Raw genomic sequence first — 20,049 nt, 5'->3', positions numbered from 1 at the left:
ATGACCACTCCTTATCTATAAAATAACAGCTCAATAAAAAAGACCAAATCACACATGCACGTTTCAGCAAACACACTCAATATTTGCTCGTCGTGAATGTCCCTTTGATCTGATCTACGTAATAACTATGTTTCTCACGATAGAATAGCTGATTGAATTTATTTTTAATTTACCATTATTTAGAGGGATTATCAATGAATTAGGTGTACGAACCTAAGATAAGCAGATGAAGATGAAATTGTCGTGCACTACACTCTATTTTAATCTTTTTCCACATAGCAAATACCATAGCAAACTGATTTTTTATGACCAGTTACTATGGTATGTTATTGTGTAATTATAAAACAGAGCTATCTATCTGCATGTTTAATTTAGCTAATAGTTTGTCTGTTCTATAATAATTTACTTGAAAATGGGTAAACCGACCTTTGTCAATAGAATATAGGTTATAGCCATAATTTTCTTCAAACCTTACAATCCCCTGACCTTCATCTTCGCCAACAAAAGACATGCCAGCTACCGTATAATAGGGAATCCCGTTTATGTGGTGTAAATACGGATGATGTGTATGGCCAGTTAATACACCTAAAATATCAGAACCTTTTAATAATTGAATGGTTTCCTCTGCTTCTGGCAATGTCGGCATACTACTTTGTTCCCTTAACAAATGATGATGCATGACTAACAGGATAGGCTTATCTGACAATTTTTTTAAAGTTGTTTGTAACCAATCTTTTTGTTCCTTATTCATATGGCCATCAGGATTGTCATGTTCTGAATTATCTAGACTAATAATGTGAAATTCTGGATAAGTTTGTACAACGTTATACGGTCGTTCAGTTCCTATTTGATTAAGCCAACCAATTCGAAAGTTTTTCTTTATATCATGATTTCCTAATGTCACAATCATCGGAATTCCCTGTAAGATAGTTTGTAACTTTTGTTTTAAAAAAGCGTAGTCTTCTGGCTCACCGTCTTCTGTGAGATCACCACTGATAATTACTAAATCAATTTTTTTTATTTTTAATAGACTGGTTAAAGAGGACTCTAAGCGAATCAACGGATTTTCCATTTTGGTTAACATTCCTTTATAACCATCTTTTGCTTTTTCATAATTTCTACGAAAATGAATATCTGATAAATGTAAAATATCCATACTATCTCAATTTCTTTCTAATTAATTCTGTTACTTGATCTAAAACAAAAATTGTCAATACAACACCTATTAATAGAATACTCACTTTACTCCAATTTCTTGTTTGGATCGCAAAAATTAATGGTGCTCCAATGCCCCCAGCACCTACTAAGCCTAAAGTAGCTGCACTTCGAATAGCAATTTCAACATGATTTAATATCAGAGAGCTATAAATAGGTAGTAAAGAAGGGATTCGCACATAAAATAACTTTTGCCAAAAATTTGCCCCCACAGCATCCATACTTTCGATCAATTTTTCATCCATACTTTCTAATTCTTCTGTGAACAACTTACTCAACATCCCAATTTGGTGAACACCAATTGCCATTACTCCAGCAAATGGGCCGGGCCCCAAGACTTTTACAAAAATAATTGCTAAAATTAATTCTGGAAAAGCGCGTAAAATATGGCTACCAAGCTTGCCAATCTTTGTTAAAAAAGGTGCAGATGGCCACAAATTAACGGCACTAAATAAAGTTACTGGTATTGCTAATACAGTTGCAAAAGAAGTACCCAAACAAGCAATTGCAACCGTTAAAATAAGTAAACTTACTAAATCTTCCCCACTCCCATCGTAGACAAAGGACCAATCTGGATGCCCCAATCCAATAAATACATCTATCGCCATTTTTAAAGAAAATGTTTGAAGTCCTGTATAATCGATTCGTGTAAGTGTAATGAAAAATAGTAAAATTAGTACTACTGTTGATACTATTTTCTTTTTACTTATTTCTGTTATGATCATAATAACGTTCTCCTAACATATGCACTCAACCAATCAACAACTATTTCCATTACCAAAATGACTAGAATGATGATACCCACGCGATCATATTTAGCTAAAGAAAGGGAGGTGTTTAAAATAATCCCAATGCCTCCAGCACCTACATAACCCAATACTGTGGATGCACGAACATTTACTTCAAAGGCGTAAAAAGCATACCCAAAAAATTGACTGGCTACTTGCGGGAAAATAGACCATACAGCAATTTGTAATTGAGTGGCTCCTGTTGCTTCGGTAGCTTCAATTGGCCCTAAATCAATTGTTTCAATTGCCTGAAACATTAATTGTGATAACATACCAAAAGTAAAGATGGTAATTGTCAGGACACCTGTTGCTTCACCAATACCAAAAATCGCCACCATTAATGCCGCAAGTAAAAGTGTCGGAATTGTCCGAATCAAACTTAGAAAAAATCTTAATATTAACAACCCTATTCTGTTTTTTGTGACAACATTTGAGGCTAAAAAGCTAAAAGGAACTGCTAAAAGGAATCCTAGTATCGTGCCTAAAAAAGAGATTTCCAATGTCTTGATTAAAGGTGTAATAATTTTGGGTAAAAATGAAAAGTCTGGTGGGAAAAATTGGTCGCTTTTTGCAGCAATACTACTTTCTATACAAATAAATATAATAAACAATATAAATAGTTTTTTATACCATAGAAAATGGATAGTATCTTTTATCTTCATACGTTGTTCTCCGCCATTTCTACTTCTTCAAAGATTGCCATTCCGTAAATTTCTTCTAAACGAGTATCAGTCAATTGTTCTGGAATCCCATCAAAAACAACTTCACCACTTTTTAAAGCAATAATTCTTGTGGCATACTCCCGTGCTAAAGAAACAGAATGTAAATTTATAACGATAGTTTTCCCTAGTGTCTGATTAATCGTTTGTAAATCGTTCATCACTTTTTTTGTCATAATAGGGTCCAATGAAGCTACGGGTTCATCTGCCAAGATGATCGGCGCCTGTTGAACCAACGCACGTGCAATAGAGACACGTTGTTGCTGTCCGCCACTTAATTCATCACTACGTGTATGCAGTTTATCCACAAGTCCGACAGCATTTAAAGCTGTCGTTGTTTTTTGATAGTCATCCTTAGTAAATAAGCCAAAGATACTTTTCCAAGTAGAGTAATAGCCCAAACGCCCAGAGAGAACATTTTTTTGTACAGAGCTGCGTTTTACCAAATTAAAATTTTGTGAAATAAGACCAATTTGTCGGCGAATCAAGCGCAGCTTTTTTTTCTTAGCCTGAGTAATTGACTGATTGTTTATATGAATTTCACCTTCCGTTATTTCCACTAGTCGATTAATCGACTTCAAAAAGGTGCTTTTCCCAGCACCACTCAAACCAATAATGGCAACAATTTCGCCTTCCTTAATTGTCAAGTTAATATTTTGTAATCCTTGTACCCCGTTTGGATAGGTTTTAGATACATTAGTAAAAACAATCATTTTGATACTCCTTTAATTGATTAGATTAGTCTTAGTGATTATTCTGCTGCTTTTTCTGTATATGCACGGATTGTATTATATGCATCATCTGCTGCTTCTTCATAACCTAAATGCCCCCATAAATTCATAGCTTCTTTTCCTTCAGGGTCATTTTTCATCTCTAAAAATGTTTCTTTGATCTTTTCTTTTAGATCAGTTGACATTTTTGGATTGACTGCAATTGCATCGTTAGGGATATCACCTTTTGTTAAATAAAGGACACGTAATTCTTTGGTTAAATCTTTATCTGGAAAGGCTGCATTAAAAACATTTCGCGCTCCTTCAAAAACAAAGGCTGCATCCATTTGGCCGTTTAAAACGGCAGTAATTTCGCTGGGAATATCATTTACCGTAGTTAAAGTAGCTTCTTGTACGGGATCAATTCCTAAATCTTTTAACTCAGCGACAGGATAAATATAGCCGCTTGCAGAATTAGGATTCAATGTTGCGATTTTTTTATTTTTTAAATCTTTTAATTCTTTTAAATTACTATCATTACGGACTAAAACTTCACCTTTAAAGGTTGTCGCTAAAACATTGTCTAAAGGCTTCCCTGTTTTTTGATCATAATCTTTCAACTGTGAAGTTAAAATCGCTTGCGCCGCGTGCATATCTTTTGCACGTACGTAGGCTGCAGGTGGCATGATTCCTAAATCTACTTTTCCAGAATCCATTGCTTCAGAAATCGTCGAGTAATCTGTTGCTAAGGTTACTTCCACTTCACGATCTAATTTTTTTGACAAATATTCTGCAAAAGGTTTTGTCTTCGCTTCCATACTGCCATCATTATTCGTAGGCACAAATTGAACAACTAATTTATCTGATGTTACTTCTTTTTTCTTTGCTTGACTCATGCCACAACCGCTTAACCCTAGAATAAGTAAACTTCCCAAAACAATTGATGTCACTTTTTTTAAACGCATTTTTTCTCCTCCTAAAAATAAATGTTTCGTTTACAAAGGAAATCATAGCAAACTTTTAAAGTATTAAATAGAGACACAAGTCCTTATTTACACTTTATTTACATACAATTAACAAAAATAACAAAAAAATATTCGTTTTTTATCTGGAAATATTTTATAATGAAGCTAACAATAAATAAAGGTGCTGACAGTTTTTATGAAATATTTGAAAAATAGACAGAAATTACAAGAATATATTGATTTATATCAATTGCAGAGTTACATGGATACACCATTAGCAGAAATTGGCCAATTAGTAACATTTGAAAAATCCGAACATTTAATTGAACTCGATCAATCCTCTAACCATTTATACTTTCTTTTGGAAGGAAATGTTATGATTTATACGCCTACATTAGAAGACCAGAAAGTTTGCATCAGCTATACTCACCCAATTGCGCTCTTAGGCGAAGCCTCTTCTTTATGGAAAAAATCACCAAAAAGTAATGTTTTGGCTAATACTGCGTGTCTTTGTTTATGTATTCCGTTAAATGAACACCGCACAGTGTTACAGAATGATTTACTTTTTTTACAAACCATTTGTCTTACCTTAAGTGAGCGACTTAACTCTGGTGCACTTCTGGCTTCCTCTTTGATAGAGCCTGTTGATGTTCGCTTAGCAAAATATATTTTAGCGCATCAAAAGAATAGTTATTTCAATTGTAAACTAACCACTTGTGCAACTACATTAAACGTTAGTTATCGTCATTTAACACGCCTCATTACACAATTTAAAAAAGAGGGCCTCATTCAAAAAGAGCAACAAGAGTACCTCATCCTTAATCCAGAAAAATTGACAGATATAGCAAAAATGAAACGATAAAAAAAAACTAAGAAATTAGATTTTTATCTAATTTCTTAGTTTTTTATTAGTTAATCATTCTTTGACTAGCGTACAGCTGTTTAAAAGATATTTTTTACAAGACTGGTGACAACAAGCGTGAAAAGTTTTGCTTGAAGCGTAGCCAGTACCCTTGTTTTTTAATTATCTCGTCGGTTAGTAAGACACTTTTTTCTATATCTTCTTCAAAGACTTGCGCTAACATCCACGCAATGTCAGGATTGTAAATAAACGTACTTACCTCAAAATTCAATGAATAACTGCGAATATCTTGGTTTGTTGTCCCAACCATAGCTAATTCATCATCAATCACCATTGTTTTTGCATGAATAAACCCACTATCATAAATATAAATTTTAATGCCGCGTTTGTGTAAGTAATTCGCGTAATATTGTGTTGCGCGGTAAATAAAGGGATGGTCAGGCATACAAGGAATCATAATTCGCACGTCGACACCTGAACGAACCGCCACTAACAACGCATTAATCATACTATCGTCAGGGATTAAATACGGTGTTTGAATCCAGACACTCTTTTCTGCAGAAAAAATCATCCGAACAAACCCGCTTTTCAAAATTTCTTCTTCTGAATCAGGACCATCTGAAACAACTTGTAAGGACAAATGCTCCACTTCATGATCTTCTGGTAATTTAAAATATTTTTCATGATACGTCATACGTTCTTCAGGATATTTGACTGAAGCATTCCAATCCATGATAAATATCTCTTGCAATGAAAATACGGCCGTCCCGACCAAACGAATATGGGTATCTCGCCAGTAACCAAATTTTTCGGTGACATTCAAATATTGATCCCCAACATTGAACCCGCCGGTCCAGCCAATTTTCCCATCGATGACAACAATTTTCCGATGCAAGTGATAATTTAGACGTGTTTTACGGATCATATCGCGAGAAGTAATAAAGGGAGCTACTTTTCCTCCAGCGTCAACGTAACGAGAAAAAAACTTTTTATTTGCGCCGGGTGAACCCCAAGGATCGTAAATTAAGTAAACTTCCACGCCTTCATGCAACTTTTCGATTAATACATCTAAAAATTGATTGCCAATCGTGTCATTAAAAAACGCATAATATTCCACATGAACGGTTTCTTTCGCTGCACGAATATCTTCAAATAATGCTTGGAATTTTTCTTGGCCATCTGTGAATAATTGCAAACTATTTCTTTTGGCCAACGGTGATGCGTCCATATTCCGGAAATAACGATTTAAAACTTTCGCATCATAAAGTAAATCATAACGTTTATCGCGCCCTGCTTTTTTGTTATCGATGTCCACTTTTTCTTTAATTCGTTGAACCATTTGTTTTTCATCATCAGACAATTTAAAAACTTCTTGTCCATCGATACCTCGCCCACAGAATAAGTAAATAATAAAGCCGATACCAGGCAAGAAAATCAACGTCATCATCCATGCTAAAACGCTGGAAATACTACGAGGTTTTCTAAAAACAGTAATTAAGGCAGCAATAACGTTAATTACTAATAAAAATAACAAAATCCAAACAAAAATTTTCATCGCTTACCTCCTTTTTACTTCATACTAAGATTATATCAAATAACAGTTAAATTAGGCGAATAATATGAGCGAGTATTCAAAAAAGAATTCATTTCTATAAGTGTTTCACCTTTGATTCTCAGTTTTTCTGTACTATAATGAGGGCTGGATGTAAAGATTTTGAAAAGAGGTACTTATTTTATGGTCGTTGATTTGAAAATGTTAGCTATGATTTTTATCATTAATTTTGCGTATATTACCTTAAATACTATTCGTTTTATGTTAACGATGAAAGGTTATCGGGTTATTGCACCGCTGGTTAGTATGGCTGAAATAACAATTTATGTCTTAGGGCTAAGTATGGTTCTGAATCGGTTAGACAATCCTTTAAATTTACTTGTTTATGCGCTTGGTTACGCTGTTGGCATTAGTGTAGGAATTAAAATCGAAGACTATTTGGCCTTGGGTTATATTATGGTATCAGTTATCCTCCCTTCTACTACTGAACAATTTCATTTACCAGAAACACTTCGTGAACACGGCTATGGTGTTACGCAAAGTGTCGCCTACGGACGCGAAGGAGAACGAATGGTTTTAGAAATTCTTTCCCCAAGAAAAAACGAACGTACATTGTACAAATTAATCAATCAATTAGAGCCGAGAGCATTTATCATTTCCTATGAGCCTAAGTTCATTTCCGGTGGTTTTTGGACGAAAAAAGTTCGCAAAAGAAATGACGCCATTTCTCACTAAGAAGCGGCGTCATTTCTTGTTATTGATTTTTAGTTTACATAATAAAATTATCGTAACTTTAATTTATTCTAAGATAACTTAGAGAGTTCGTACCTAGTTGCTCAATCAATTGTTGCATAAAAACTAAGCGTTCGATGGCCGATCGGTTAGCAATTTTTTCATAATAAAATGCTAGAATATCCGACTGTGCTTCTAAAGGCTCGGCTTGTTCCGTTGCTACTGGTAAAAGGAGTTTTAAGTGGTCCTGGTCAATCGTAATCACTTGGGTCAAGTGCAAACTTTCTTGAAAAATATTAGGCACAGTACTGACTTTGCGGCCTCGCAGAGCTTGTTTAATGACTCTTCTCGCTTGCGAAAGATAGTATTCAGGATTTACGTCCCCTAGCAAGTCATATAAAGCGCTGAAGGCTTCTGGCAAGGATTGCTCTTTGCCCAAGTAATCAAAATAACGAGGCATTGTTGGAACCTCTGTCTTTTCTTTTTCAAGCGTAATTATAGATAGTTGTGCCGAGGCCAATCTTTGTTTTTGATAAAATGTGAGGCCACCGCTCACGCCAAAAAAATAGTCTTCCTCTTCTGGAAACACTTGTGGCCAAAAAGATTCAACTAGCCAAAATAATTGCTCTGTTACAGTTCCTTTAAACTTAGGAAGTTCGTCTTCAGCCAAGGGCAAACTCGCAACTTCAGCTGCCGTATAAATAGGAAAATTCAAACGATATTGACGATTTTCCCGAATGATTAACTGACAATCAATCATTTCTGATAAAAATTGTTCTAACTTGGCTTCTGTTGCAAAGGCCGCTTTTAATTGTCTTAAAATGATTCTTTCTTCCCGATGTTCATACATAAAAGTAACAAGAGGGAAAAAAAGTGATTGGTTGAGCAAATGATTGTATTGTTTCGTTTGTTGCTGAGAATGATAGTAAATTGCTAAATCATTCATGTTAACGCCCCTTTACTATTGAAGCGCCTAAGCAACAAGGAATTTATCGCGTTGCTTAGGCGCTTACGGTTTTAGTTAAAGACTTCTGTTAATTGTGGTACTACTTGTTTTTTACGAGAAACAACGCCGGGTAAGAACGCACGATTGTTAACTAATGTTACATTGAACGCTGCTTCAATTTTGGCTTGTTCCGCACCAATCGCTAATAATTCAGAATCACTGTCTAGGATATTCGTAATAATTAAGACAAACAAGTCATAATTATTGGCTGCATTTTCTGCGGCCATAGCTGCTTCTAATTCAGCTTGACGATCTAAAACTTCTGCTAAGTCGACGGTATTTACTTGGGCAACGCGAACTGTTTTGCCGTTCATTGGGAAGCTCTTAGCATCTAAATCTAAAAGAACTTCAGCTGATTTATCGCTTAAATTTGTTCCTGCTTTTAATAAGTCAAGACCATAGCCTTCTAAATTAATTTCAGCAATATCAGCTAGGGCGTGCGCTGCATCGATGTCTTCTTGTGTGCAAGTTGGTGATTTAAATAATAATGTATCAGAAATAATCGCTGAGACCATCATACCAGCAATTTGAGCTGGAATTGTCACGTTATTTTCTTTAAACATTTTATAGATGATTGTACTGGTACACCCTACTGGTTCTGCACGATAATACAATGGATCTGCTGTTTCGAAGTTGGCAATCCGGTGATGATCCACTACTGCTAAAATGTTTACTTCAGCGATATCTGAAATGCTTTGTTGGAATTCGTTATGATCCACTAACATGACTTGGTTTGTTTCGCTAGCTGCTTCAGTGACAACACGTGGTGCTTCAATATTGAAGTAATCTAAGGCATATTGAGTTTCTTCACTTGGTGTTCCTAAAGCGACAGCTTCTGTCTCTTTTCCTAATTCTTTTTGTAAGTAAGCAAAACTAATTGCTGCTCCGATAGCATCTGTATCAGGATTTTGGTGTCCAAAAACTAAAATTTTTGACATAATACACACTCCTTGGTTTTGATTCACTCTTAATGATAACAAAAAATAGAAAAGAAACAACAAAAAAATTGTCTTCTTTTCTATTTTTTCGTTTGTTAACGTGCTAGATAACCTTGATAGTCCTCGACATGTAGTAGTTTTTTCGCATTTTCAACACGATCATTTTTAGGAGGTTCAATTCCTTCTAATGGATAAGGAATACCTAGTTCTTCCCATTTGTACTTGCCCATCGTATGGTAAGGAAGCACTTCAACTTTATCTACATTGTTTAATGTTTTTATGAAGGCATCCAGACGGATTAAATATTCGTCGTAATCACTACGTTGAGGCACCAATACGTGGCGAATCCAAACAGGTTTGTCAATTTCAGATAAATAGGTAGCCATCTCTAAAATATTATCATTTGATTGCGTTGTTAACAGTTTATGTTGCTCGTTATCAATATGTTTGATGTCAAATAAGAGTAAATCTGTGTACTTCATCAATTCATCAAATTGACTAATGAAGGGTTCTTCCCGAGTAAAAGGTTTGCCACACGTATCTAAGGTTGTATGAATGCCTTGTGCTTTGGCTTTTTTAAATAAATCGATTAAAAAGTCCATTTGCAATAGCGGCTCACCACCACTGACAGTGATACCACCCTTTTCGCCCCAATAAGAGCGAAAACGTAATGCTTCCTCTAATACTTCGTCAGTCGTCACCACACGACCACCGGAACCAATTTTCCAAGTATCTGGATTATGACAGAATTGACATCTCATGCGACACCCTTGTGTAAATACGATAAAACGGACACCTGGGCCATCAACGGTACCAAAATTTTCTGTTGAATGAATTCTACCTGTAACTGGTGTTGTCATAATGATCCCTCTTCTTTCAAACGAAAAGGATGACACGTTGAATGTCACCCTTTCAGTTAAATAATGTAAATGTTTTTTATAGTCTGTCGTGTGAAGTTCTTGAAATAACGTCTGCTTGTTGTTCAGGAGTTAAGTCACGGAATTTCACGGCATATCCAGATACACGGATAGTTAAGTTTGGATATTTTTCTGGATGTGCTTGTGCATCTAATAATAATTCGTTTGTAAATACGTTTACGTTTAAGTGGTAACCACCTTTATCGAAGTAGCCATCTAATACGTTACGTAAGTTGTTAATTCTTGTGTCGTCGTCTTTACCTAAACCATTAGGGTTGATGGTTTGTGTATTAGAAATACCATCTAAAGCGATTGTATATTCTAAACGAGCTGTTGAGTTTAATGAAGCTAACAAGCCATTTTTCTCACCTAAGAATTTACCGTCTTGATAACTTGGGTTCGCACCTGGTGCAAGAGGTTTGCCGGCACGACGTCCGTCAGGCGTGTTCCCTGTTGCTTTACCATAAACAACGTTTGAAGTGATTGTTAATAATGAAGTCGTTGGTTTAGAGTTACGGTATGTGTGTTGACGTTTAATTTGTGTCATAAAGTAATCTAAAATCCAGTTAGCCATTGCATCGGCTTCTTCGTTATCGTTTCCGTATGTTGGGAATTCTTTTGTTGGTACATAATCAATTGCCATACCATCTTCGTCACGGATTACTTCTACTTCACCGTGTTTAATTGCCATGATACTATCAGTCGCATGAGAGATTCCAGCAATACCAGTTGCGAATGTCCGTTGTAAATCAGTATCCATTAAAGCTAATTGTGGTGCTTCATATGCATATTTATCATGCATGTAATGAATGATGTTTAATGTGTTAACGTACAATTCAGCTAACCAGTCTAAGATGTCTTTATAGCGTTCCATGAATTCGTGGTAATCTAATTTGTCACCAGTCATTGGACGATATTTTGGTGCTACTTGCATTTTAGTTTTTTCATCGACTCCGCCGTTAATTGCATAAAGAACAGCTTTCGCTAAGTTCGCACGAGCGCCGAAGAATTGCATATCTTTACCCATAACTGTTGCAGAAACACAACATGCGATTGCACAGTCGTCAGAGCCCCAGTTTTCACGTAATAAGTCATCGTTTTCAAATTGGATAGATGAGCTTTCTTTCGCGATTTTAGCTGCATATGTTCTGAAACCTTCTGGTAAGTGAGAAGAATACAATACAGTTAAGTTAGGTTCTGGAGATGGTCCCATGTTTGTTAATGTGTGTAAGATACGGAAGTCATTTTTGGTAACTAATGAACGACCGTCAATACCCATACCAGCAATAGATAATGTTGCCCAAATTGGATAACCAGAGAATAATTGGTTGTATTCTGGTGTCCGTGCAAATTTAACCATACGTAATTTCATGATTAAATGGTCAATCATTTCTTGTGCTTCGAATTCAGTGATTAAACCAGCTTCTAAGTCACGTTGGATATAGATATCTAAGAATGCTGAGATACGACCAATTGACATTGCCGCACCATTTTGAGATTTAATGGCACCTAGGTAACCAAAGTATAACCATTGGATTGCTTCTTGCGCATTTGCAGCAGGACGAGAAATATCGAAACCATAAGAAGCAGCCATTTGTTTTAAGTCATTTAACGCACGGTATTGTTCAGAAATTTCTTCACGTAAGCGAATAACATCGTCTGTCATTTCTTTGTTACCAGTGTTATCATGATCTTTTTTCTTTTGTTCCATTAAGTAGTCGATACCATATAATGCGATACGACGATAGTCACCGATAATACGGCCACGGCCATAAGCATCTGGAAGACCAGTAATGATTTTGTTTTTACGTGCTAAACGCATTTCAGCTGTGTAGGCATCAAAAACACCTTGGTTATGTGTTTTTCTGTATTCTGTGAAGATTTTTGTCATTTCTTCGTCAGTTTCATAACCATTTGAAACTAAGGCATTGTTCGCCATTTTAATACCACCGAATGGCATAAATGCTTGTTTTAATGGTACATCTGTTTGTAAACCGACAATTTTTTCTTCTTCTTTGATTAAGTAACCAGGTTCATGTGACGTAATAGTTGCTGGGATATCGCTATCCATGTCATAAACGCCATTTTTTTCATGTTGGATTTCAAATAATTCTTGTAGTTTTGTCCATAATTTGTCAGTGCTCGGAGCGATTGGTTCTAAGAAACTGTCGTCGCCTTTGTACTCTGTGTAGTTGTTTTGAATAAAATCACGAGTGTCAACGCTTGTTCTCCATTTGTCGCCTTTAAAGCCTTCCCATTGTTTCATGAAGTGTTTGCCTCCTTAGTTAACTGCTACTTGATTGTATGTAACAGCTTTATGTGATTAGTATAACACATAACCTTTTAGATGCAAGCGTTTTTTTATTATTTATTGCACTTTCTTAATAAATAAATGGGGAGCAAAGATTATAAATGCTGATATATAAACATTTATACTTGTGAAAATAAGAACGATTTATAGTTGTTATCACTTGTGAAAAATGTACTTCTGTATTAAAAACAGCAGCCATCTGTATTAATACAGATGGCTGCTGTGGAGATATTTATAACACAGTTTAGTTTGTTTGTTCTTCTTCAATCACTGCAGAATGCATCTCGTGGACTTCCATTACTTGGCCATCTTTTTGTTCATCGATGACAAAGGAACCGTTGGATGTTCGTTCACTGATTGGATAGTTTTTCGACTGAATAACTTCTTGTGTGCCTTTTTGCGTAGTAACTAATAAATCTAAATCGGTACTTTCAGACATAAAGACAACACGATGTGGATTTTTCTTCAATTCCCGTAAGACCATTAATCCACGTTTTGCTCGTCCTAATTGTGTTAATTCTTGGGCTAACATGCGTTTAACACCGCCACGTTGGGTAACGATGACAATCGGTGTATCCCCTTCAGAATGAACCAGCAAACCATTAACGACATAATCGTCTTCTTTGAGGTTCATTGATTTAACTCCAGCCGCTTTACTACCCACGACTGGTACTTCATATAATGGATAACGTAAGCCAAAACCGCGATTGCTAACGAGGAAAACATCCAATAAGTCTTGATCATTTGTTAAATAAACATTGGTAATTTCATCTTGGTCTGATTTTAATTTCATACAAGATGTCGGGCGGCTCTTATAAGTGCGCCAAGGCTCAAAATCAGCCATTTTGGTTTGTTTAATCATGCCAGCTTTTGTAATGAAAACAAAGGTTTTTGTCGGACTTAACTCTTTATAAGGATATACAGCAATAATCGATTCATCGATAGCAAGATTTAAAATGGTTTGAGAAATATGTTCGCCAATTTCTTTCCAGCGTAAATCTGGCAACTCATGGACGGGGCGATAGATCATATTCCCTTTATTTGTTACTAGTAAAAGATGATCTAATGTATTGACTTCGCCAGCATATAATAAAAAGTCGCCTTCTTTCATGCCGATTTCTTCTGGTTTTGATGCTGTATAAGAACGAATACTACTCCGCTTGATATAGCCTTCGTGCGTCACGGTTACGACCACGTCTTCCTGCGCAACTAACACGGCTGTTTCAATCTTGATTTCTTGGATTTCCTCTTCAATTTGAGTTAAGCGCGGATTGCCATATTGCTTTTTAACTTCGCGAAGTTCTTTTTTCATGACTGAGAATAGTTCTTTTTCATTGTTTAAAATGTTCAATAACTCAGCAATTTGTTGTTCTAAAGTTTTCGCTTCTTCTTGTAAATCAGTAATATCCGTATTGGTTAAACGGTATAGCTGTAAAGTAACGATTGCTTCAGCTTGTTCTTCAGTAAACGCATAGTCGGATACTAAGTTCTTCTTCGCATCTTTTTTATCTTTACTGCCACGGATTGTTGCAATCACTTTATCTAAGATAGACAATGCTTTAATTAAACCAGCAACAATGTGCTCACGTTTGCGAGCTTTGTCCAACTCAAATTGACAACGGTTAATGATAACTGATTTGCGGTGAGTAATGTAACTTTCTAAAATCCGTTTTAGGCCCACTTGTTGCGGGGTCATGTTGTCGATGGCTACCATGTTAAAGTTGTAATTGATTTGCAATTCAGTGTTTTTAAATAGATAATTTAAAATACCTTCTGCATTGACATCTTTTTTTAGTTCAACAACAATTTGCAAGCCAGTTCTGTCACTTTCGTCACGAACTTCGGCAATGCCGTCTACTTTTTTATTTAAACGGATTTCATCCATCTTCTTCACTAGCGTTGCTTTGTTGACTTCATAAGGAATTTCAGAAATGACAATTTGTTGTTTGCCGCCTTTTAAGGGCTCAATCTTTGTCTTCGCACGTAAAATTACTTTACCACGGCCGGTTTCGTAGGCTTTTTTAATTTCTGCTTTTCCTTGTAGGATCCCACCTGTTGGGAAATCTGGTCCTGGAATGTATTCCATTAATTTCTCTAAACTTGCATTAGGATGATCAATTAAATACACAGTTCCATCAATGATTTCCGCTAAATTATGCGTAGGAATTTCTGTTGCATAGCCTGCTGAAATCCCCGTTGAGCCGTTTACCAATAAATTAGGATATTTGGCTGGTAAAACAGTGGGTTCTTTTTCTGTATCGTCAAAATTCCAGACGAAATCGACGGTATTTTTGTCGATATCTTTTAACAACTCACCACTTAACTGTGATAAACGAGCTTCTGTATAACGCATCGCCGCTGGTGGGTCGCCATCCATACTTCCGTTGTTTCCGTGCATTTCAATTAGTACTTCCCGTAATTTCCAGTCTTGACTTAGACGGACCATCGCTTCATAAATACTACTGTCGCCATGGGGATGATAATTCCCCATAATGTTTCCGACAGATTTTGCTGATTTACGAAAGCCTTTATCAAAGGTATTGCCGTCTTTATTCATTGAAAAGAGAATGCGGCGTTGTACTGGTTTTAGCCCATCTCGAATATCTGGTAGGGCCCGTTCTTGAATGATGTATTTGGAATATCTTCCAAAACGATCGCCCATTACTTCTTCAAGGGTTAATTCTTGAACTTCTTGGCGTTTTTCCAAAATTGTCACTCCCTACTCTATGTCAAACAAACTGATTTCAGTGTCATCGGTTTGTTCTGCTTCTTTTGTTTTTTCCGCATCTAAAAGACTTTCTCCTGTTGGTGCAGAAGTGTCTTCTTCTGAACGATCTAAAATACTGCCATCTTCTTCCAACGTAAATTGAACATGTTGCTCAATCCATTTTCGACGAGGTTCGACTTTGTCGCCCATTAATGTGGTCACACGGCGTTCTGCTTGAGCTGCATCATCAATCCGAACACGAATTAAGGTTCTAGTTTCAGGATCCATCGTTGTTTCCCAAAGTTGTTCTGCATTCATTTCCCCCAGACCTTTATAGCGTTGGAGCATATAGCCTTTACCAACTTTATCAATCACTTCTGCCAATTCACCATCGGTCCAAGCATACTCAATGACTGATTTTTTTCCAGTTCCTTTAGAGACTTTATAAAGTGGTGGTAAGGCAATGTAGACTTTGCCGGCTTCAATTAATGGTTTCATATAACGATAGAAGAACGTTAATAGCAACACTTGAATATGGGCACCATCGGTATCCGCATCGGTCATGATGATGATTTTATCATAATTACAATCTTCAATTGAAAATTCAGGACCGACGCCTGCGCCAATTGTATAGATCATAGTATTGATTTCTTCGTTTTTCAAGATGTCTTGCATTTTCGCTTTTTCCGTATTAATGACTTTTCCTCGTAGCGGTAAAATGGCTTGAAACTTCCGGTCGCGTCCTTGTTTTGCTGAGCCACCGGCCGAGTCTCCTTCGACAAGATATAGTTCATTTTTCTTAGGATTTCTAGATTGAGCCGGTGTTAATTTTCCAGAAAGTAACGATTCACCTTTTTTCCGTTTTTTACCGTTCCGGCTTTCTTCACGAGCTTTGCGAGCCGCTTCACGGGCTTCACGGGCTTTAATCGCTTTCCGAATTAATGATTGACTCATTTCACTGTTTTCTTGTAAATAGAAGCCCATTTGTTCGCCTACGACGTTATCGACAACGGTTCTTGCTAAAGGTGTACCTAATTTTCCTTTGGTTTGGCCCTCAAACTGTAGTAAGTTTTCTGGTACTCGAATAGAAAGGACGGCTGCTAAGCCTTCACGGAAGTCGCTACCTTCTAAATTTTTATCTTTTTCTTTTAATAGTCCTACTTTACGTGCATATTCATTGTACGCCTTTGTCATTGACGTTTTCATACCGACTTCGTGGGTACCGCCATCTTTTGTGCGGACATTGTTAACGAAAGATAAAACATTTTCAGAATAGCCATCGTTGTATTGATAGGCTAATTCAACTTCAATACCTTCTTTGGCTCCTGAAAAATAAACAACGGGTGTTAATGTATCTTTTTCTTCATTTAGATAGGCAACAAATTCTTTAATGCCTTCTTCGTAGTGAAAGACTTCTTCTTTGGGTTCTTCTCCACGTTCATCTGTTAAAGTAATTTTGACGCCTTTTAATAAGAAAGCTGATTCTCTCAAACGTTCTGCTAAAATTTCGTAAGAAAAATTTGTCGTAGAGAAAATAGTGTCGTCAGGTAAAAAAGTAACAGAGGTACCGTTGCGTTTTTTTGTTTTGCCGATTTTTTTTAAGGTACCAACTGGTTTACCGCCGTCCTCAAATCGTTCCATGTATTCTACGCCATCACGAACAATATGAACTTCTAACCACTTAGATAAGGCATTAACAACACTGGCACCCACCCCATGGAGTCCGCCTGAAGTTTTATAGCCACCTTGGCCAAACTTACCACCCGCATGTAAGACAGTAAAAATAACTTCTACTGTTGGGATACCAGAAGCATGCATCCCTGTTGGCATTCCGCGGCCAGAGTCTGCAACACAAATACTATTATCTTTTTGGATAGTTACGTTGATTTCATTCCCGTAGCCAGATAACGCTTCATCGACTGCGTTATCGACAATTTCATAGACTAAGTGATGGAGTCCACGGCTATCGGTTGAACCGATATACATACCAGGTCTTTTCCTCACTGCTTCCAATCCTTCTAGGACTTGGATAGAGGCATCATTGTACTCATTGTTAATTTTTTTAGCCAAAGAAAAAACTCCTTATACTTAGATTCTCGTTTAGTTAATAAGCGTACATTAACTATTTCTTAAAGAATTAGAAGAAGAGTGAGCGGGTTTCTTGCGTTTTCCGTTCGCTCCTTCTAAAACCATCATTACAATAATACTCTATCTGGGTCAAAAAAAAAAGAGCTTTCCGTTCAGGACGCTCTTTCTTTATAAAATTACACGTGTTTATTCAGCATCTGTCATTTTTGCCAATTCAATTTTAATACAACGGTTCATAATAACTTGACGACCTTCATTTAATAACAAGTTCGCTGCCTCTTCATTTTCCAAACCTAGTTGGGCCCAAAAGACAGGCGCTTCTGTTTTCAATGTTTCTGCGGCCACTTCTGGCAAAAATTCACTCCGCCGAAAGACGTCAACAATATCAATCTTTTCAGGAATCTCTGTTAATGCCCCATAAACCGTTTCGCCAAGCACCGTTTCACCTTTTAAAACTGGATTGACAGGTAACACACGATAGCCATGTTGCTGTAAAATTTCCGCAATTTTGTAACTCGTGCGGTCGGGCTTGTTACTCAAACCAACTACCGCAATATTTTTTGCTTGTTTTAAAATATCAAAAATTTGATTTTGACTTGGATTCTCAAATGTCATTCACTCAACCCCTTTTTTCGTTCTTATTTATTATAACGCTGAGTAAAGGGTTTTGGCAAAATTATTCTCTGACTGCCGGTAAAATAATTATTGACTTTGCCAATCTGCTGGATAGGTCACGTAGACAAAGCGGGCATCACCCGTCACTGAAAATTGAATTTTGCTACTTTTCGGGATTAAAATAATTTCGCCGGCTGTTGCAGAAATTTTACGTCCGTCAATCAGTATATCTAATTGTCCTGAAATAATATAATCAATTTCATCGTATTCTAGTGTCCAGTCGAAGGTGGTATCTTTCATCACCATTAAACCGCAACCAAGGCGCGGGCTTTCTTCTAAAGAAAACAGATCTTTTGTGTAAACAATGTCCGCTGGGTTGCCTGTATCTAAGCGGTCGTCTTCTGTTACGTCGATTTCGGGTAATTTGATGGACATAATTCCACTTGGATCCACTTGTTTAGTCGGCATTAATTTTTCTGTGACAATTTGTCGAACAAGCGTTTCGATCATTTCACGATTTAATTCTGTCATATTTACACCTCATTATTTCACTTCTGTTTCGGGTTTCCCTAGCATTCGATTTGCCATAAAGATAGCCACAAAAATGGCGGTAATCCCTCCAACTAATTTGCCAACAATCATTGGAAAAATCATTTCTTTTGCTACGCCTGCAGTAAAACCAAGGTGGTCACCTAAAACGAAAGAAGCCGAAACAGCAAAAGCGATATTAATAATTTTCCCTCGATTATCCATGTCTTTTAACATTTGGAACATAGGAATATTGTTAGCTAATGTAGCAACCATTCCTGCAGCCGCTACTTCATTCATTCCTAAAACTTTTCCTAGTTTCATCAATGGTTTATTAAAGACTTTCGTAATCACTGCTACTAAACAGAAAGCGCCAGCTAAAGTTAAAGCAATCCCGCCAACGACTTCAATTCCTTCAGTAACTGGTGCAATACCAGGAATCACTGTAATTCCTAATAATAGTTGAATCGCCCCGACAACTAAACCAAAGATAGCGACAATCACTACGCCTTGGCCAAAAATTTGGAAGCCTTTAATCATGCCCTTTGGCGCTAACCATAAACCTAAAATAATTAAAGCGGCAACAATAATAATTGGAATTAAGTTAGGAATAATCAATGACAATGGCATGCCAGCTGTTAAACCACCTGCTAATAAACCAAAAGGAATTGTAATAATCCCGCTCAAAACACCCGTTGCTAAGAATTGTTGGTCGTCTTTTTGGATAATGCCAAGCGCTACTGGAATTGTAAAGACTAACGTTGGCCCCATCATTGCGCCTAAGATTGCCCCCGCAAATAAACCAGCTTGTGGATCATTGGCTAATTGTTGCGCTAACGCAAAGCCGCCCATATCATTAGCCAATAAGGTTGTGGCAAACATTGCTGGATCAGCCCCTAGTAATTCATAGACAGGAACGACAATCGGGCTTAAAAGATTGGCTAAGACAGGCGCTAAAGTGATAATCCCTACCATAGAAAGCGCTAGAGAACCCATAGCCATAATCCCTTCCTCAAATTGCTCCCCTAAACCTAGTTTGTTGCCAATACATTTATCGATTCCTCCAATAATCATGAAAAGAACCATAATATACATAATAATTTCATTAATGCTCATGTCTCGTCCTCCCTATTCTTCCTCTGTAGAATCAATGACACCAACAATCATTGCATCAATTGGGACATTCGGATCTTCTGCCGAAATACGGGCAGCATTGCCTTGACTAATTAACACTTTGTCCCCGACACCAGCTCCAGCGTTGTCAGCAGCAATTAAAAATCCTTGCTTTTCGTCCTCTTGATTCAAAATATCAACCATCATAAATTTCCAGCCATTTAATTTTTCATCTTTTCTTGTTGACCAAAGGCTACCAGTCACTTTTCCTAAAAGCATCGTT

The 20,049-nt window shown here is 36.8% G+C and carries 18 protein-coding genes; 2 read left to right on the top strand and 16 right to left on the bottom strand.

Going from position 1 to position 20,049, the window contains the following annotated elements; translation table 11 throughout:
- Nucleotides 1-337: 337 nt before the first annotated feature.
- Genes IGI80_RS17345 through IGI80_RS17325 form a run of 5 tightly spaced genes read right to left on the bottom strand, consistent with a single transcriptional unit; the run spans nt 338 to nt 4,397 of the window.
- Entirely contained in the window at nt 338-1,156 is an 819-nt protein-coding gene (locus tag IGI80_RS17345; RefSeq protein WP_002389125.1) for a metallophosphoesterase family protein, read from the bottom strand.
- A 1-nt stretch (nt 1,157) separates the two neighbouring features.
- On the bottom strand, nt 1,158-1,940 hold the full coding sequence (locus IGI80_RS17340) for a PhnE/PtxC family ABC transporter permease (RefSeq protein WP_002381897.1): 783 nt from the start codon (nt 1,938-1,940) through the stop codon (nt 1,158-1,160).
- On the bottom strand, nt 1,937-2,665 hold the full coding sequence (phnE, locus tag IGI80_RS17335) for a phosphonate ABC transporter, permease protein PhnE (RefSeq protein WP_438724213.1): 729 nt from the start codon (nt 2,663-2,665) through the stop codon (nt 1,937-1,939). The genes IGI80_RS17340 and phnE overlap by 4 nt, the downstream gene beginning before the upstream one ends.
- Entirely contained in the window at nt 2,662-3,435 is a 774-nt protein-coding gene (gene phnC / locus IGI80_RS17330) for a phosphonate ABC transporter ATP-binding protein (protein WP_438724212.1), read from the bottom strand. The genes phnE and phnC overlap by 4 nt, the downstream gene beginning before the upstream one ends.
- A gap of 38 nt (nt 3,436-3,473) precedes the next feature.
- Nucleotides 3,474-4,397 carry a phosphate/phosphite/phosphonate ABC transporter substrate-binding protein gene (locus IGI80_RS17325; RefSeq protein WP_002381894.1) on the bottom strand — a complete coding sequence of 308 codons (924 nt, stop codon included), beginning with the start codon at nt 4,395-4,397 and terminating at the stop codon, nt 3,474-3,476.
- Nucleotides 4,398-4,593: 196 nt separating this feature from the next.
- On the opposite strand from IGI80_RS17325, the gene IGI80_RS17320 reads away from it, so the two are divergent.
- Nucleotides 4,594-5,259 (top strand): cyclic nucleotide-binding domain-containing protein, encoded by a 666-nt coding sequence (locus IGI80_RS17320; RefSeq protein WP_010713385.1) that lies wholly within the window; start codon nt 4,594-4,596, stop codon nt 5,257-5,259.
- Nucleotides 5,260-5,353: 94 nt separating this feature from the next.
- Here the strand turns inward: IGI80_RS17320 and cls are convergent, their stop codons facing one another.
- Nucleotides 5,354-6,814 (bottom strand): cardiolipin synthase, encoded by a 1,461-nt coding sequence (cls, locus tag IGI80_RS17315; RefSeq protein ID WP_425143751.1) that lies wholly within the window; start codon nt 6,812-6,814, stop codon nt 5,354-5,356.
- A 180-nt stretch (nt 6,815-6,994) separates the two neighbouring features.
- Here cls and IGI80_RS17310 point away from each other — a divergent pair, with 180 nt between their 5' ends.
- On the top strand, nt 6,995-7,546 hold the full coding sequence (locus IGI80_RS17310; protein ID WP_002361848.1) for a DUF2179 domain-containing protein: 552 nt from the start codon (nt 6,995-6,997) through the stop codon (nt 7,544-7,546).
- A gap of 58 nt (nt 7,547-7,604) precedes the next feature.
- Here the strand turns inward: IGI80_RS17310 and IGI80_RS17305 are convergent, their stop codons facing one another.
- The 10 genes from IGI80_RS17305 to IGI80_RS17260 form a co-directional block, all read right to left on the bottom strand.
- The gene (locus tag IGI80_RS17305; RefSeq protein ID WP_438724211.1) at nt 7,605-8,489 is read right to left on the bottom strand and encodes a DUF1803 domain-containing protein; all 885 of its coding nucleotides are present in this window, start codon (nt 8,487-8,489) and stop codon (nt 7,605-7,607) included.
- Nucleotides 8,490-8,560: 71 nt separating this feature from the next.
- Nucleotides 8,561-9,487 (bottom strand): manganese-dependent inorganic pyrophosphatase, encoded by a 927-nt coding sequence (locus IGI80_RS17300; RefSeq protein ID WP_002360265.1) that lies wholly within the window; start codon nt 9,485-9,487, stop codon nt 8,561-8,563.
- Between the two features lie 95 nt (nt 9,488-9,582).
- Complete coding sequence (gene pflA / locus IGI80_RS17295; protein ID WP_002357530.1) at nt 9,583-10,347, bottom strand: pyruvate formate-lyase-activating protein; 765 nt, start codon at nt 10,345-10,347, stop codon at nt 9,583-9,585.
- A gap of 76 nt (nt 10,348-10,423) precedes the next feature.
- Nucleotides 10,424-12,670: a formate C-acetyltransferase gene (gene pflB, locus IGI80_RS17290; protein ID WP_002357529.1), complete on the bottom strand. Its 2,247-nt coding sequence runs from the start codon at nt 12,668-12,670 to the stop codon at nt 10,424-10,426.
- 289 nt (nt 12,671-12,959) lie between these two features.
- Nucleotides 12,960-15,422 (bottom strand): DNA topoisomerase IV subunit A, encoded by a 2,463-nt coding sequence (gene parC / locus IGI80_RS17285; RefSeq protein WP_002357527.1) that lies wholly within the window; start codon nt 15,420-15,422, stop codon nt 12,960-12,962.
- Between the two features lie 12 nt (nt 15,423-15,434).
- Nucleotides 15,435-17,492 carry a DNA topoisomerase IV subunit B gene (gene parE, locus IGI80_RS17280; RefSeq protein WP_002381887.1) on the bottom strand — a complete coding sequence of 686 codons (2,058 nt, stop codon included), beginning with the start codon at nt 17,490-17,492 and terminating at the stop codon, nt 15,435-15,437.
- A gap of 204 nt (nt 17,493-17,696) precedes the next feature.
- Nucleotides 17,697-18,125: a CoA-binding protein gene (locus IGI80_RS17275; protein WP_438724210.1), complete on the bottom strand. Its 429-nt coding sequence runs from the start codon at nt 18,123-18,125 to the stop codon at nt 17,697-17,699.
- 87 nt (nt 18,126-18,212) lie between these two features.
- Nucleotides 18,213-18,656, bottom strand: a complete 444-nt coding sequence (locus IGI80_RS17270; RefSeq protein WP_002357522.1) for an ethanolamine utilization protein EutQ — start codon at nt 18,654-18,656, stop codon at nt 18,213-18,215.
- 12 nt (nt 18,657-18,668) lie between these two features.
- Nucleotides 18,669-19,769: an ethanolamine utilization protein EutH gene (gene eutH / locus IGI80_RS17265; RefSeq protein ID WP_002357520.1), complete on the bottom strand. Its 1,101-nt coding sequence runs from the start codon at nt 19,767-19,769 to the stop codon at nt 18,669-18,671.
- 12 nt (nt 19,770-19,781) lie between these two features.
- Nucleotides 19,782-20,045, bottom strand: a complete 264-nt coding sequence (locus IGI80_RS17260; RefSeq protein ID WP_002357519.1) for a EutN/CcmL family microcompartment protein — start codon at nt 20,043-20,045, stop codon at nt 19,782-19,784.
- Nucleotides 20,046-20,049 lie beyond the last annotated feature (4 nt).

It is taken from the genome of Enterococcus sp. DIV1420a (assembly GCF_051712165.1).
Classification (GTDB): domain Bacteria; phylum Bacillota; class Bacilli; order Lactobacillales; family Enterococcaceae; genus Enterococcus; species Enterococcus faecalis.
Note: the sequence above shows the minus strand (reverse complement) of the source record. Positions and strands in the feature narration are given on the sequence as shown.

Coding starts and splice junctions, on each gene's coding strand:
- IGI80_RS17325 (WP_002381894.1), bottom strand. CDS start 4,397: ATGCGTTTAAAAAAAGTGACATCAATTGTTTTGGGAAGTTTACTTATT.
- IGI80_RS17305 (WP_438724211.1), bottom strand. CDS start 8,489: ATGAATGATTTAGCAATTTACTATCATTCTCAGCAACAAACGAAACAA.
- cls (WP_425143751.1), bottom strand. CDS start 6,814: ATGAAAATTTTTGTTTGGATTTTGTTATTTTTATTAGTAATTAACGTT.
- IGI80_RS17260 (WP_002357519.1), bottom strand. CDS start 20,045: ATGCTTTTAGGAAAAGTGACTGGTAGCCTTTGGTCAACAAGAAAAGAT.
- IGI80_RS17275 (WP_438724210.1), bottom strand. CDS start 18,125: ATGACATTTGAGAATCCAAGTCAAAATCAAATTTTTGATATTTTAAAA.
- phnC (WP_438724212.1), bottom strand. CDS start 3,435: ATGATTGTTTTTACTAATGTATCTAAAACCTATCCAAACGGGGTACAA.
- IGI80_RS17345 (WP_002389125.1), bottom strand. CDS start 1,156: ATGGATATTTTACATTTATCAGATATTCATTTTCGTAGAAATTATGAA.
- pflA (WP_002357530.1), bottom strand. CDS start 10,347: ATGACAACACCAGTTACAGGTAGAATTCATTCAACAGAAAATTTTGGT.
- IGI80_RS17310 (WP_002361848.1), top strand. CDS start 6,995: ATGGTCGTTGATTTGAAAATGTTAGCTATGATTTTTATCATTAATTTT.
- eutH (WP_002357520.1), bottom strand. CDS start 19,769: ATGAGCATTAATGAAATTATTATGTATATTATGGTTCTTTTCATGATT.
- pflB (WP_002357529.1), bottom strand. CDS start 12,670: ATGAAACAATGGGAAGGCTTTAAAGGCGACAAATGGAGAACAAGCGTT.
- IGI80_RS17340 (WP_002381897.1), bottom strand. CDS start 1,940: ATGATCATAACAGAAATAAGTAAAAAGAAAATAGTATCAACAGTAGTA.
- IGI80_RS17300 (WP_002360265.1), bottom strand. CDS start 9,487: ATGTCAAAAATTTTAGTTTTTGGACACCAAAATCCTGATACAGATGCT.
- phnE (WP_438724213.1), bottom strand. CDS start 2,665: ATGAAGATAAAAGATACTATCCATTTTCTATGGTATAAAAAACTATTT.
- IGI80_RS17320 (WP_010713385.1), top strand. CDS start 4,594: ATGAAATATTTGAAAAATAGACAGAAATTACAAGAATATATTGATTTA.
- IGI80_RS17270 (WP_002357522.1), bottom strand. CDS start 18,656: ATGACAGAATTAAATCGTGAAATGATCGAAACGCTTGTTCGACAAATT.